Consider the following 15,512-nt stretch of genomic DNA (forward strand, 5'->3'; position numbering starts at 1 on the left):
ATGAGCAGCAATTCTCATGATACACACGCACCTAGCAAACGAGTTAAGCATGAATCTCCATTGAACCACTATTTGTCTTACATTATTTCGATCTTGCTGACAATGCTTGCATTTGCAGTCGTTCTCTACGGAGACCTGGATCGTTCGTTTATCTTAATCTTCATCGTCACTTTGGGTCTGGTGCAAGCGATTATCCAGTTGTTCTTCTGGATGCACGCCAAAGAAAGAGGCCACTTATTCCCGTTGATCTTTCTAGGGGGAGGAGCTTTCGTAGCTCTGACTTGCGTAATTATGGCCGTATATTGGGTTTGGTGGTAAGCCATTAGGAAGAGGCAACTTTGTCTAGGCAAAGTGCCTCCTCTTTTTTTACCATGAGTTGAAAGGAGAAAGGGATCAGCTATGAGCCAAATTGGTGGATTTTTCGAACTATGGAGTCCTGTTTTACTGTTGGTGATCGTCGTTGTCGGATATGTATATCGTCGCTTTGTCGCTATGGGGAATGGGAAAACCGCAGAACCAGTTTCGGTTTCGAAGCAAATCTCTTTCTTCATTGGTCTGGCTTTATTCTATATTGGCCAAGGGAGCCCGATCAATTATATCGGCCATCACTACTTGTTCAGTATGCATATGCTGCAGCAAACCATTTTGTATTTAATCGTACCGATTTGCATATGGGTTGGAACACCGGACTGGATTTTGCGTTCGTTCATGAAAAATATCGTGTTCCGCGGCATACTCACATTTTTTACCCGACCGTTGATCGCCTTGTTCCTGTTTAACATGCTCTTCTCCATCTATCATATGCCTTTGGTTATGGATTACTTGATGAAGAACGATTTGTCACTCTTCGGTTATCATGCGGTGCTGCTGTTCACAGCATTTATGATGTGGTTTCCCGTCTTTTGTCCACTGCCTGAGTTGAACCGCTTGAATGATTTGAAGAAGATGGCTTACATCTTTGGTAACGGGATCCTGTTGACACCAGCTTGTGCGCTCATTATTTTCGCAGATACGATCATTTATGACATGTACTCGAATGTCACCGTGCCATTCAGCCATTTATCTCCTCTTGATGATCAACAACTGGGTGGTGTTCTTATGAAGATTATCCAGGAAATCGTTTATGGAGCAACGCTCGCGTACATTTTCTTCCGGTGGTATCGTAGAGAGCGCAGGGAAGAAGACGATGTGGAGCTTGCGGAAGCACAAGAGGGCCCCAATAATCATGGCGGGAATTGGAATCACGCTTAGGAGAAAGGATTAAGGGAGATGCACATTTTACCAACGATTTCCACGATGTTTATCGTAATCAGCGCCATTTTTGTCGGCTTTGGCTGGTATCATATTGTAAAAGGGAACCGGGAAACCCATCAAAAATTGATGGTCCTTGGAGCGGTTTTCGCTTTGGCGTTCTTCATCATTTATATGTCGCGCACGCTGTTTGAAGGCAACACGGCATTTGGCGGACCTGAGAGTTTGAAGCTGCCCTATCATTTATTCCTGTTTTTCCACATCGCTTTGGCAACGGTTGGCGGTGTTCTCGGATTAATAACACTTTGGCTGGCCTACAAAAACAAATTTCTTAAGCATAAGAAGATTGGCCGAGTAGCGGCAATTGTATGGCTCCTGACCGCACCAACCGGTGTAGCGGTTTATGTGCTGCTCTACTTGATGTACCCGGGCGGAACGACGAAGCCTGTTATTGATGCTATTTTTGGTTTGTAAAAAGAGTTCACTTTTTTCGAAGCTGTTCTGCTTTCTGGCATTTTGCCAGTGGCTGGGCAGCTTTTTTTGGTGTTTAAATTTCCTTTGTTTTCCAACATGTTGTAAGATGGTCATATAGGCTGATAAGCAAGCAACTTTTGTAAGAAAGGCAGGTTCAGGACATGACATACCCGCTTTCGGTAGAAAACGTTACGAAGCAGTACGGTGAGAAGACAGCTGTGAACGCTATTCATTTTCGTGTGCAACAGGGGGAGATTTATGGTCTGCTGGGCGCCAACGGGGCCGGTAAAACGACAACGATGCGAATGGTGCTAGGTCTCATTTATCCCGATGAAGGGAACATTTTGTGGAAAGGGCAAGGGTATCGTGAGGAACTGAAGAGGCTCATGGGCTACTTGCCGGAAGAGCGCGGCTTATATCCCAAGATTAAAGTGAGCGAACAAATCATATATTTAGCAGAGCTGCGCGGCTTAAGCCGCAAGCAGGCGGATGCAGCTCTCAAAGCTTGGCTGGATCGGTTCGAAGTGCCGGAGTACTACAATAAGAAAGTTGAAGAGCTGTCCAAAGGGAATCAGCAGAAGATTCAATTCATCGCTGCCATTATACATAATCCCGAAATTTTAATTCTGGACGAGGCTTTCAGCGGGCTTGATCCGGTAAATGCGGAGCTTTTGAAAACGACGGTGAAAAGCTTGCGCAACGAGGGAAAAACGATTTTATTTTCAAGCCATCGCATGGATCATGTCGAGGAGCTTTGCGAGAATATTTGCATGCTGCATCGTTCGAATACGATTTTACAAGGGAATCTCAAGCAGATTAAATCGGAGTTTCCAAAAGAGAGAATCACGCTGCAAACCGAGCAGCGAATTGAGGGCTTGGAGCGGCTCCCCGGCGTCACGGCAGTAGAGGAACTGCGAAACGGCTATCAAATTCGCATAGACTCCGCCGCGGATGCTCAGCTCATTTTGAGACATGCGATGGAGCAGTCCAGTATACAGCGGTTTCAAATCATGGAACCCACGCTGAACGAAATCTTTATTCAAAAGGTGGGGAAGGCACATGAATAGTACGCTGACCGTGATCAAGTTTACCTATTTGAGCCGCTTTCGTTCCAAATCATTTCGCGTAATGAGTTTGATATTAATTGTGCTCTTATCCGTTCTTATACATCTGCCAACCATTATAGATAAAGTATCTTCGCATGAAGCGACGAAAATTGGTGTGTTTGCTGGGAAACAAGCGGAAGTAGCTGGTAAGTTGGCCTCCTTTTATAATACTCAGCAGAACCCGGATATTTCGATCATTCCTTTGCAAGATGCAGGAAGCGCCGCTGCGAATGAGACGCTCGCCAAGCAGCTGATTGCGGAGAAGAAAATTAAGGGCTACCTGGAGTTCACGGATAATAACATTGCCGGATTCCCCAAAGCGGTCTACAAATCCGAAGGAACGATGGAGTTTTCGCTCAAAAACAAGCTTCAGACCGCCCTGCAGCTGGTCAAAACCGATGTAGCGCTGCAAGGAGCCGGAATCGCGCCCGAGCAAAAGGCCAACATGCAAGCTCCCGTATCCTTAGAAACGGTTCAAATTTTGATGAACAATGAAGGAACTGCAGGCAAAACCGAATCGCAAATGGTGATGTCCTATGCGCTCGTATATGTCATGCTGTTCATGCTGTATATGGGCGTCATCGGCTTCGGCAATATGGTAGCTATGGAAATAACCGCCGAGAAGAGCTCCCGCGTGATGGAACTGCTTATTACAAGCGTTTCGCCGCTTAAGCAGATGTTCGGCAAAATCGTTGGGATATGTTTGCTGGCGCTGACGCAGATCGCACTCACCATTGCTGTCGGTGCTGTTAATTTAAGTTTATCGAGCAGCAGTAAGCTAGTCTCGCAGTTAAATCTGAAATGGGAGGACCTTCAGGTTTCCCTCATCGTTTATTTTTTGATTTTCTATCTTTTAGGCTTCTTCATCTACGCCACCGTTTTTGCCGCCGTCGGTTCGTTAGTGAGCAGAACGGAGGAAGTAGGGCAAGCTATTATGCCTGTAACGATGCTGATCGTAGCTGCTTTTATGATCGCGATCTTCGGATTGAACAACCCGACTGCCGGGTTCGTCGTCACCATGTCGTTCATCCCGTTCTTTTCACCGCTCATCATGTTCCTGCGTATCGGCATGAGTTCTCCGGCAGTATGGGAAATATGGCTATCGATCGCCATCCAATTGGCTTCTATCGGCGCAATGGCTTGGGTTGCAGCGAAAATCTACCGCACAGGCGTGCTGATGTATGGCAAACGGCCATCATGGCGGGAGCTGCGCAAGGCGATGCGGGCGTATAAAGTTTAAGCATCCATACCTTGCTGATTGTGTGTGAGTAATTTTTATAAATAAATCTATTAATAAAAAGAATTTAAGACCTTGTTGGGAGAAACTGCTCCCACAAGGTCTTTTTTATCCCCCTACTCAATGCCATATGAGCCGGGCGGCTGCATCCAATCAAGTATAACTCTCATAAGACCAGTCGAGTCCTTTACGAAAGCTTATTATGCAGCTTATGCAGCAAAAATAAAAGTTAATAGAATTATAGTAGCAATGGATTTTGGGAATATAAGGGGACTAACGGTTTGTTCTCGTTAAATCAGAAAGGATAAAAAAACTTGAAAAAAAGACTAATGAAGAAAAGTAACATTTGGGTGCTAATTATAATTTTAATTATGGCAGCGATAATCATAGGTATTCTAGCTGTAAACAAGAAGAACAATGAAAAAACATTGTTATACCCTATACAAGTCGATGGAAAATGGGGCTACATAAATAAAATGGGGAAGATGGTCGTAGAACCAACTTATGCATGGGCGGATGATTTTCATGACGGTGTCGCCATCGTTCTATTAAATAATGATTCAGATGGAAGCAAAGATATGAGGGATCAAGATAGTGTAAAATATGGCGCCATCGATATGACAGGAAAAATGGTAGTTAAGCCGGATTACTCATACATAACGAAGTATAACGAAGGTGTAGCCGGGGCGATTCAAGTAGATGCGATGACGTATGATCTTACATACTTCATCCTGGACAGAAAGGGTAAGATTTTATACACGTTACCTGATGAGATGCAGATCGTTTCTATGCTGTTCAATGGAATGGGTTTGCAGACGCAAAGTGAAGGTCTGATATTAGTACAAGACGATAAAACTGAAATGTATGGGTACATTGATCGAAATGGGAAAATTATCATCCCAATTCAATATCATGAAGCTAGCAGCTTTTCAGATGGCTTAGCTTTAGTAAAGAATGATAAGCACTACCAGTATATCGACAAAACAGGAAAAGTACGGATTGACGCTAGTCCATATATTTCCGGTAAAAGTTTTTCGGAAGGATTAGCAGCCGTAGCAGTGCAGAACAAGGATCGGTCCACTGTTGAGTTCGGATATATTGATACAAAGGGCAACATGAAGATAGAGCCTAAATATACAAGGGCATATAGTTTTTCAGAAGGGCTTGCAAAGGTATGCGTGGGAGATAGCATCAACGAGTATTCAATAGGATATATAGATGAATCGGGAGCATATAAAATTGGCCCAACTTTAAATGATAGCTATGAGGAAACACTGACTTCAGAAGGCTTAGTTCCAATTGCTGATGGGGCAGGCGGGTATATGAATAAGGACGGGAAGCTTAGCATTGCTCCGGTTGTTACGAAAGATAATGACAATTATTTGAAACACAATATGGCCGGAGAATTTAGAAATGGAATTGCAAAAGTAAGCTTATCCGATGGAAGGATTGGGTATATCGATAGAACCGGGAGATATATCTGGGCCCCTCGTAAATAATTGGACAGTGAAACTACCGATTTCTGCAGAACTAGAAGCAGAAATAGAAAAGGAGGGCATATATGGCGATTTGTCGATGGCGTTTCTTTCTTTCAATTTCTATGGCGCTGCTTGTGCTTTTGTCATTTGACCATCGAGCGGATGCTCATGCCTACAGCGCGACCTATTCGTCATTGGAATTATATAAATCCAAGACGGAGTTTACTTATGCACTCGATGACGTATCGGTCATAGAGCTTGTGGGTGGCGATACCAATCATGACGGAACGCTCGATGCAAAGGAATTCGCTGCAGTGGAGCAGAAGCTGCTAGAGACTCTGAAGAGCAACGTCGATTTGAAAATTAACGGAGAAAGCGCGGCGTGGACTCAAATTGAGAGTCTCATTATTCGCGGCAAAAGGGCGATTCTGAAGGCCTCCTTCCCGGCGGTTGCGGCATCCCAGTCGATCCAGTTGACCGATCATTTGTATATGAATGACAAAGCGAGCAATTACGTAAACCTGATGACGATTTACTACGGTACCCAGAAAAGCACAGCGGCACTCTCGGGCAATAACCGGACCTGGGCGCTGCAAATGACGGAAAATGATTTTGCCGGATTGCAGTCGGGCGATGCGTTGCCTCAGCAGCAACAGCCTGAGGAGGCAGCTTCGTCAAGCACGTCTGACGGCTGGCTGTCTTTTTTCGTGCTGGGGATGAATCATATTTTATCGGGATACGACCACCTTTTGTTCTTATTTTCCCTGCTCATCGCAAGGCAAACGTTCAAGCAGTACGCGGGGACGATTACAGCGTTCACGATCGCGCATAGTATTACCTTGGCCTTGACAGTTACAGGCGTGATCCATATCTCCTCCCGTATCGTGGAGCCGGCCATTGCGCTGAGCATTTGTTATGTCGCTTTGGACAATCTGATTCGCAAGAAAGTCAGCTACCGGTGGGTATTGACCTTTATCTTCGGGTTGATCCATGGGATGGGTTTCGCGGACATTTTGACGGAAATGAACATTCCGAAGAGCGAATTGGCGGTGGATCTGATCAGTTTTAATGTCGGCATTGAAACGGTTCAAGTGATCATCGTTGCCCTGATGCTGCCCGCGTTAGCTCTTCTTTATCGCTGGAAGCACTCGAGTCGCGTGGCTGTTGCCTGCTCCGCTGTGGCCCTGATACTAGGCGGACTGTGGCTTGTCGAACGGGTATTTTTTCAAGTTTAATCATTCATGTTTGTAAAAATACTAGCACAAATGAAAGCTCTTCAGATACTTTCATTTCAAGCGAAGATTTTGCAATAAATAAATTCTACAAGGAGTGAAGACATGAAAGCATTCAAAAAAGGGCTGCTGCGAATAATCATGGCATGTTTACTATTAGTGAACATGATAGTGCCTGCATTACCAGCAGCACCAGCATTTGCGGCAATCGACGCCAGCAACAAATCCGTTGAAAATCCGCCGCAAGCTATTGTGGGGAAAACGGATGTAGCGACGTGGAACTATACCAGTTCTACACAAGTTACTGATGCGGCTCCAAACTTTGCAGCAACAAGCGGTTATTATTCTAATCCAAGTTTCAATTCAACATTGCAATTATTTAAAAGTAACGCCCAAGTAACTTCAGGATTAAGCTATGGTTCTGGAGGAATCACAAACACTAACTTCAGTGGACAGATGGATAAAGGATACTGGTACATTAAGACTTCCACCGCTGGATTTAAGGATCTGGTTTTTAATTATAGCGCACGTTCTTCAGGCACCGGTCCTCGTGATCTCAATACAGAGTGGAGTACTGACGGAACAAACTGGTCTGTATTCGGAAATAAAGTTGCAGATACAGGCTATACCGTTAAAATCGAGAGCACGTCCCTTGAGCAATTTGGTATGATTTTGCCGGCAGAGGCAGCAAATCAAAATACGTTATATATCAGAATTATTCAGAAATCTGAAGCTTCTGAAGGAAATGGCACAATTGGTACAAGTGGTACTTACACGGTTAACGGCATTCAGCTTTACGGAACCAAGGATCCAGCGTTTACTACACCTCCCGTAACAGCTTCGCCAAATACAACCGGTGCAATATTGGATGTTACACCGATCACTTTGTCCAATACAGATTCTAACGCACATATTTTTTACACAACTGACGGTACAACTCCGGCGACAACTGCGGGCGGTTCAACTAAATTATACACAGCGCCGATCACAGCTCTTTCCGCAGGCGGTTTTACAGGAACAGATCCGTTTGTCGTGAAGGCTGTAGCGAAGTTGCCGACACTTCTGCCGTCCGATGTCGCTACATTATCCTTTACTCAGCAGACCATCACATCGAATACTGACGCTAAAAAGCTTGATGCTGGGAAGTATGTCTGGGTAAAAGGCATCGGTACGTACTCAACTGCCACTAATACTCTGTACATTCAAGACGGTATGAATGCCGGCAGCGGTCTCTGCATTTTTAAATCCGGCGCAGACATCTCCTCCTATGTGGGCAAAGAAATCTATGTCTATGGGAAAGCAACGGTGTATAACGGTTTGATGGAGATTGTTCCAGATGATGTGACAACGAATATCGTTGTACGCAACGCTAGCCCGACTCTTCCAACCCCGACCAAAATTATGTTCAGCCAGCTTGCTGACAGAACATACGAAGGCATGCTGGTTTCCTTCGATACGGTAAAGCTCAACACGGTCGCTGGAACAAATACCGGAAGTCTTTATAATCACACAGTAAGCCAGGCAGGCATACAAACGACATTGCGCAGCAATGGTATTGCGAGTGCAGTTGGCGTTACAGGAAGCTATGTTAACATTACAAGGTCCATTGCCAATTATTTCAACGGCGTACAGCTGCTTTCTTCAAATGCTGCCGATCTCGTCGCTGCTACAACGCCGACCGTTGAGTTTATGACATCTAGCGTACCTACCGGAACGGCAATTCCGCTTAATTCCAAGGTGACGCTTGCCACAGCAACAACAGGCGCGAAAATAACTTACAGTTTAAATGGCGGCACTCCTGTAATTAGTACAACAAATTCAGTTGATATTACAGTTGATGCTTTACAAAACGGAAAAGCAACGATTACAGCAACAGCGTCAGACGGCACTTATACAACGGCGACTCAAACTTTTACATATACACAAAGCCAGGTCGCAAAAGTATCCGCAAGCCCAGGGAGTTCTGCAATTAATCCTGCAACACCCATCGCATTATCATCAGCTACGACGGATTCAACAATCATTTATTCGGTATACAGAAATTCCTTTTCTTCCACAGACGGTACTTTGGTGGGTACAGCTAATCAAATCTATACAGCTCCTATCACATTGGATGCCTCTTACTTCCCAGTAAGAATAGCTGCAAAGGCAACGCTTCAAAACTATGTGGACAGTGATCCTGAAAACTTCGCCTATACGGCCAAGAAAGCTATTGGCGGAGAAAAGAACTATTACGGATCACTTCACGCGCATACGATAAACTCGGACGGTCAAGGAACCTTGGAAGAAGCGTATAAATATGCAAGAGATCAGGGCAAATTTGATTTCTTTATCGTAACAGACCACTCCAACTCTTACGATTCCGCAACTTACGACGTTACCAAGGATCAAAACATTAATAATTACAACAAAACCAACGCCCCTTGGCTTGCCGGCAAAAAGGCAGCGCTGGAGGCAGCTACTTCTACATACGTGACCGACTACGGTTATGAGATGACATGGTCCGGCGGCCCAGGACACATGAATACGTTTAACACAACAGGTTTTGTCAGCCGCAACAACGCGACTTTAAATAACAAAACAAATGATGCCGGTCTTCAAACCTATTATCAAATGCTTAAGGGTACGCCGGGCTCCATTTCACAGTTAAATCATCCCGGAGCTACATTCGGTAACTTTGCAAACTTTGGTTATTATGATAATGCGATTGACGATAAAGTTACTCTTGTTGAAGCAGGCAACGGCGAAGGCGCCGTCGGTTCCGGCGGATACTTCCGGTCTGTCGACCAGTTTATTTTGGCTTTAGATAAAGGCTGGCACGTGGCCCCGACAAATAACGGCGATAATCATAAAAAGGGCTGGGGAACATCGAATACCGCTGCGACGGTCGTCTATACGAACGATTTTACATTGAGCGGAATTTATGCGGCACTGCACGACCGTTCGGTATGGTCGACAGAAAACAGGGACTTGGATGTCACCTATCATCTGACCGATGGGACGAACACCTACAGCATGGGCGCTATTTTGAATGCTCCCCCTGCGACCGCAAACATTACGGTAACAGCAACCAATAAAAACCCAGGCACAGCGACGAGTAATATTGCATCGGTTCAGCTGCTAAGCTACGGAGGAAAAATTGTAGATCAGAAGACCTACCCTAGCGGAACCAGCAATGTGAATTACACCTATTCGATGACGGCGCCCTCTGCCGGCTACTACTTCGCGATCGTCACGGACAACCAGGGCTTTGTAGCCGTCACTGCACCGATTTGGCTGGGTTCATCGCCGAAGATCGGAATCACCTCGGTAACCAACAGCACGGTCATGCCTGTTACAACTGAGGCGTTGAATTTAACAACAAATTTCTTCAATAATGAAAGTACACCCGTCACACTTAAGTCTATTTCTTATACCGTAGACGGGGATTCTGCTGCCAACAAAACGTATACTCCTGGCACAACAATCACGTCCTCTGGTGTCGCTGCGCATGTATTCAGCTATACACCGTCGACTACCGGAACCAAAACAGTCACGATCAGCGCCGTGATTACGGTGAACGGTGAAGATAAAACGTATACGACAACCAGCACGATGAAGGTTGTAGATATAAACTCCGTATCGTATGTCGGGCTTGACGCCTCACACGGCAATGAGTACGTCAGCGGAGGAAGTTATCCGGATTCAATGGCCAATATGATGGCTCTCGCGGGCGCAAACAGTGTGAGAGTTGTACAGCTGAAAACGTCAGCGGAATTAATTGACGCTACCAGCAATCCTAAATACAAAATGATCATTTTGAATGCTCCTTCAAGAAAGAGCGTTCCCGCATGGCCGACTCCTGTAAACTACTCGGCGGCGGAAATCGCGGCGTTAAAAGCATTTTCGGAAAACGGTAATACGCTTGTATTCGGAAATATCGCGGACTACGCGGAATCCGCAAACGCGGATCCGGCTTCACCGAAGAAGCATATGGCCGAGCTGCAGAACGACGTCCTGGAGGCCATCGGCTCCACGCTGCGCGAAGGTGACGATGAAGTGCTGGACGATGACAAAAATGGAGGACAACCGTATCGTCTGTATCCGACGGAGTTCAATATGGCTAATCCGTTGCTGAAAGGCGTCGTCGATGGTCAGACCTACAGCCAATATTCAGGCTCAACCATTTACGCTGTAGACCCGGCGACCGGTGAGAGAACCTCAACGCTGCCGACAACGGTGAGCCCGCTTGTGTTTGGCTTCCCAACCGCTTATTCGTCTGAAAACGACAATGACAACTTTGGATATGGGACGACCATGCCTACTTTTCCTTACGTCACAGTCGGAACTTATAAAACGGATAAGGGAATAAGCAATTCACAAGGGCTTTATATACCGAAATATGTAAATCCAAACAGCAAGGTTGCAACTAACCCGGAAGAAAAACTGCTGGCGGCATCTGAAACTGTCACGCATCCGAACGGTAAAACTTCTCTTGTCGTCGTTGCCGGCGGAGCTTTTATGAGTAACTTCGAAATACAAGTAACTTTAGACAATGCAGGGACATTGCCATATGCCAATTACAATTTAATGGATAATCTATATAAAACGGTTAATCCGCTGACGATTACAAGCATTGCCAACGCCAAGAATCTGCCGGATGGGACAGATGTCATCATTGAAGCAACAGCGACAACTGAGGTAAATACCCAGAGCGCAAATCCTGATACAAACAAGGGCTTTTTCGACTCTATTTATGCGCAGGATGCAACGGGCGGTATCAATCTATTCCCGGTTGCCTCAGGCATACTGGAAGGACAAAAGGCAAGGTTTGAAGGTAAGATCACGCATTATCAAGGTGAAGTAGAGTTGACGGTCAGCAAAATGACTGTTGTGGATCCAAGTATCCATAAATTCGCGCCTACTACACTTACGACAGCTGCTTCAATGTCACCCGTGAATACCGGACTTTTGGTGAAAACAGAGGGCGTCGTGTCAGATGTTTATAAAGACAATGACGGAACAATTAATCAATTTACGATTAATGATGGGTCCGGTCCGGCAATTGTATTCATTAACGGATACATTACAAAGGGAACGACGCTTCCGTTCGTTACAGACGGAGCAAGTGTTTCCGTCGTCGGTTTGGCTTCTGTCGGCGAGGTTTCCAGCGATTCGGATATGCACCCGAGACTCAGAGTCAGAGACCGTTCTGAGATCTTGAACGTTTCGTCAACTGTGGACAAATCCGCATTAAAAACAGAAATTACTAATGCGCAGACGCTACTCGGAAGCAGAACGGTAGGTACCGCTAATGGCAATGTATCGCAAGCGGGTCACGATGCGCTCAAAAATGCAATTACAGCAGCCATAGCCGTACAATCGGATGCGAATGCATCGCAAGCCGAAGTAGATGCGCAAGTGCGTGCATTGGCGACAGCAACTCTAACATTTAACGATTCAATTGTTTCAGAAGTACCATTAACGATTAATGGTCTGTCGACGATGAACGTAGGCGAGAGCTCTGTTGCTGAAGCAACATACGGTACTACGAAGTTGGATGCGACATCAGGAGTTATCTTTACGAGCAGCATTACGGCGGTTGCGGAAATCAACAGCACAAGCGGGCAAATCACCGCGATCAGCAAAGGTCAGACTGTGATTACAGCAACATATGGCGTACTTAGCAAAGCATACATTCTAACAGTCAATGCTGTGGCCAGCACGAATGCTAACCTTGCATCGCTGAAGCTGGATAATTCGACCATCAGCCTCACGTCGAACCAAACCGAGTATTCGACTAGCGTGGGCAATAGCGTAATCAGCGCTACAGTAAGTGCAGCAGCAGAAGATGCCAATGCTGTTGTGGAAATCAATGGTGAAGCGGTAAGCAGTAAATTAGTTAATCTGTCTAAGGGCTTGAACACCATCAAGATAATCGTGACAGCTCAAGACGGAACGACAAAGAAGGAATACAAGCTTCAAATCACCAGAGCAGATGACCAGACTAGCAACTCATCTGGCAGCAGTTCCGCTCCTAGCGGTACGCTGATCTCCTCTTCTAACGGAGGAACGGTGAAGGATAACGGTGTGACGATCGTGATTCCAGCCGGAGCGGCAAAAACGGATTTCCGGGTAACGGTTGAGAAAGTAACGAATACCGATGAACTGCTGAAGAACGCTTCTGGCAAGCTTATCGGCGATGTGTTTGAGATCAAGAAAGATTTTGCAGATAATTTCACTGCTAATCTAACGCTTAGTTTGCCGTTTGACCCGGCTAAGGTAGATCTGGCCAAGTTTGACCCAGCAGTCTATTGGTACGATGAGACAGCGAAGAAGTGGAATGCACTCAGCAACCCAAGCGTCGATAAAGACAAGGCGATGGTTAGCGGCAAAGTCAACCACTTCACGAAATTCGCCGTATTCGCAACAGAGAAGAAACCGACGGAGCCAACGAATACCGGTTCTACAGGTAAAGGCACCCTGTCCGATATCGCCGGCCACTGGGCGGAAGCGAATATTCGCGAGCTCATTCAAAGCGGAGCGATCGAGGGCTATCCTAACGGCACCTTCGGACCGGATCGTACGATTACCCGTGCGGAATTTGCATCGATTCTTGTCAAAGCATTCAAGCTTCAAGAGAAGAGCGGCAAAGGTTTTGCCGACACGAACAATCACTGGGCCCGCAAAGCAATTGAAACAGCGGCAGCCTATGGCATCATCTCCGGCTACAGCGACAGCTCGTTTGGACCGGATGATCAAATCACCCGCGAGCAAATGGCGGCGATGATCGTACGTGCAGCCAAGCTGCCTGCAGCAGCGGCAGGCCATACATTCACGGATCGCACAGCGATCTCCGATTGGGCACAAAGCGCCGTTGCTTCTGCATCGGCCAGCCATGTGATCGACGGCTACAGCGACGGTTCATTCAAGCCGCAAGCGAACGCTACGCGTGCTGAAGCTGTTACTGTGATCATGAAATCAATCAAGAAGTAATAGGCAAGCTGAATAAAGTCTCGGATCGCGAGCCTGAAGTTCCTTCATGGAGCGACAGGACGCGGTCCGGGACTTTTTTTCTTTACCATATAATTCTTGCTGAACGGTTCTCACTAAAATTTGTTAATGAAATCTTAATTTGCAGTATATGACGAAATTCTGTAACGTATAAATTGGCTCCTTTTTCCATGGCAAAAAAGCCCTGACAAAAGATGCCGCCAATAGCCGTTCTATCATGCGCCTCGCCAAAAAGCCCGTGATAGCGGCTTTCTTTTTTTATGAGGAAATTCCCCTACCTTCCCTCTTAAACCACGTTTTTGGGATAAACGCACTAATCATGGTATCCCGCTCCGACTAGTTCCGTTAGCGGTCACACTTCAAAAATGAAAATTTTTTACCATTAAACAATAAATGAAATTTTTTTACGCAAATCGTGATATTCGTTAATCACGTATTTACACTCTGTCTTTATAGTCAGAAATAAGAAAACGAACAAGGATGCGGCCTGCTAGTCCGCCATCCCGTCAGGAGGAGCATGAAGATGAATAAACAGTTACAAACGGTGAGTAAGCCTGCAAAGGTCAGTCTGATTCTAGTATCTGCCCTGATGCTCATGACCGCCTGCAGCCAAACGGCCGGCACGGATAAAAACGCAAGCCAAGCTGCGAGCGCCAAACCTGAGGTAACGGCAAAATTCGACGCGGCCGAAACGGCTGACCAGCTGTATGCGAAAGCGAAGGAAGAAGGCAAGCTGATCGTCTACTCGACATCCGGACGTGCCAATGACGCCGCCAACACGTTTATGAAGAAGTATCCAGGCATCAAAGTTGAAGTTAGTAAGGTGAAATCTGACCAGATGATGGACAAGGTGACGAAGGAGCAGGATGCGGGCCAGTTCAATCCGGACGTCATTGTGACGAAGGAAGTCAGCGGCGCAGTATTCGAAGAGATGGTGAAAACAGGCCGCTACGTCAAGTATTTGCCGGAGGATCTAGCGCCAAAGGTAGAAGAGCCGTTCCGTACCCAGGACGAAGCATATGCCAACTACGTCGAGTTCCGCACGATGTTCTACAACACGTCGCACTACAAAGAAGTGCCGGTCAAGAACTGGTGGGATCTCATCACCCCCGAGTTTAAAGGTAAGGTCTATACCGCGGATCCACTGAGTTCGCCGGCGTTCATGGATCTGTTCACGACTATGGTTATTCACAGCGACGACATGGAAGCAGCCTACAAAGAGAAGTTCGGCAAACCGATAGAGCTCCACGGCACAGAAAATGCTGGCTACGAATTTATCAAGCAGCTTTTCGCGAACGGTCTTGTCGTGCTAAAAGGCAGCGACGACGTTCTCGACGCCATCGGCAAAGCGAACAGCGACGCGATCGGCCTAGCCGTATCCGGCGACGTGTCCAAGAACGACGAAAAAGGCTGGACGATCCAGCCGATCTTCGACATCAAGCCGAAAACGTCCGTCCCCGACGCTGGCTACCTGTTCCTGGCGAACAAAGCGCCTCACAGCGCTTCGGCGAAGCTTTTTATCCGCTGGCTGATGGGAGAAACGGATGGCAAAGGCGAAGGCATGGAGCCATTCAACCAAATCGGCTCATGGGTGCCGCGCACCGACGTTACAACGAAAAACCAGCTGACGTTCGAGCAGTTGAAGCTGTGGCCGTTCAACGGCGATGCGCTGTATAAAACGGCACCGAAGGTCAGAGACTTCTGGATCAAGCAAAAGTAAGCAATAGCAATTCTCACCAAG

Annotated in this window: 9 protein-coding genes; all 9 read left to right on the forward strand. The window is 46.4% G+C overall.

What is annotated here, in order from left to right:
- The 9 genes from AC3WRW_RS07240 to AC3WRW_RS07280 all read left to right on the forward strand — a co-directional run bounded on the left by AC3WRW_RS07240 (position 1) and on the right by AC3WRW_RS07280 (position 15,491).
- Positions 1–318 (forward strand): cytochrome C oxidase subunit IV family protein, encoded by a 318-nt coding sequence (locus tag AC3WRW_RS07240; RefSeq protein ID WP_492545668.1) that lies wholly within the window; start codon positions 1–3, stop codon positions 316–318.
- An 81-nt stretch (positions 319–399) separates the two neighbouring features.
- Positions 400–1,251, forward strand: a complete 852-nt coding sequence (locus tag AC3WRW_RS07245) for a cytochrome c oxidase assembly protein (protein ID WP_492545669.1) — start codon at positions 400–402, stop codon at positions 1,249–1,251.
- A gap of 18 nt (positions 1,252–1,269) precedes the next feature.
- Positions 1,270–1,725, forward strand: coding sequence for a DUF420 domain-containing protein (locus AC3WRW_RS07250; RefSeq protein WP_492545670.1), 456 nt, complete (start codon positions 1,270–1,272; stop codon positions 1,723–1,725).
- Between the two features lie 161 nt (positions 1,726–1,886).
- Positions 1,887–2,792: an ABC transporter ATP-binding protein gene (locus tag AC3WRW_RS07255; RefSeq protein WP_492545671.1), complete on the forward strand. Its 906-nt coding sequence runs from the start codon at positions 1,887–1,889 to the stop codon at positions 2,790–2,792.
- On the forward strand, positions 2,785–4,071 hold the full coding sequence (locus tag AC3WRW_RS07260) for an ABC transporter permease (RefSeq protein WP_492545672.1): 1,287 nt from the start codon (positions 2,785–2,787) through the stop codon (positions 4,069–4,071). The genes AC3WRW_RS07255 and AC3WRW_RS07260 overlap by 8 nt, the downstream gene beginning before the upstream one ends.
- 311 nt (positions 4,072–4,382) lie before the next feature.
- Positions 4,383–5,567: a WG repeat-containing protein gene (locus AC3WRW_RS07265; protein ID WP_492545673.1), complete on the forward strand. Its 1,185-nt coding sequence runs from the start codon at positions 4,383–4,385 to the stop codon at positions 5,565–5,567.
- A 62-nt stretch (positions 5,568–5,629) separates the two neighbouring features.
- On the forward strand, positions 5,630–6,781 hold the full coding sequence (locus tag AC3WRW_RS07270) for a HupE/UreJ family protein (RefSeq protein WP_492545674.1): 1,152 nt from the start codon (positions 5,630–5,632) through the stop codon (positions 6,779–6,781).
- A gap of 102 nt (positions 6,782–6,883) precedes the next feature.
- Positions 6,884–13,753, forward strand: a complete 6,870-nt coding sequence (locus AC3WRW_RS07275; RefSeq protein WP_492545675.1) for an S-layer homology domain-containing protein — start codon at positions 6,884–6,886, stop codon at positions 13,751–13,753.
- 541 nt (positions 13,754–14,294) lie between these two features.
- Entirely contained in the window at positions 14,295–15,491 is a 1,197-nt protein-coding gene (locus AC3WRW_RS07280; protein ID WP_492545676.1) for an ABC transporter substrate-binding protein, read from the forward strand.
- Positions 15,492–15,512: the final 21 nt, after the last annotated feature.

The sequence above is a fragment of the Paenibacillus sp. FW126-R14 genome, assembly GCF_058789495.1.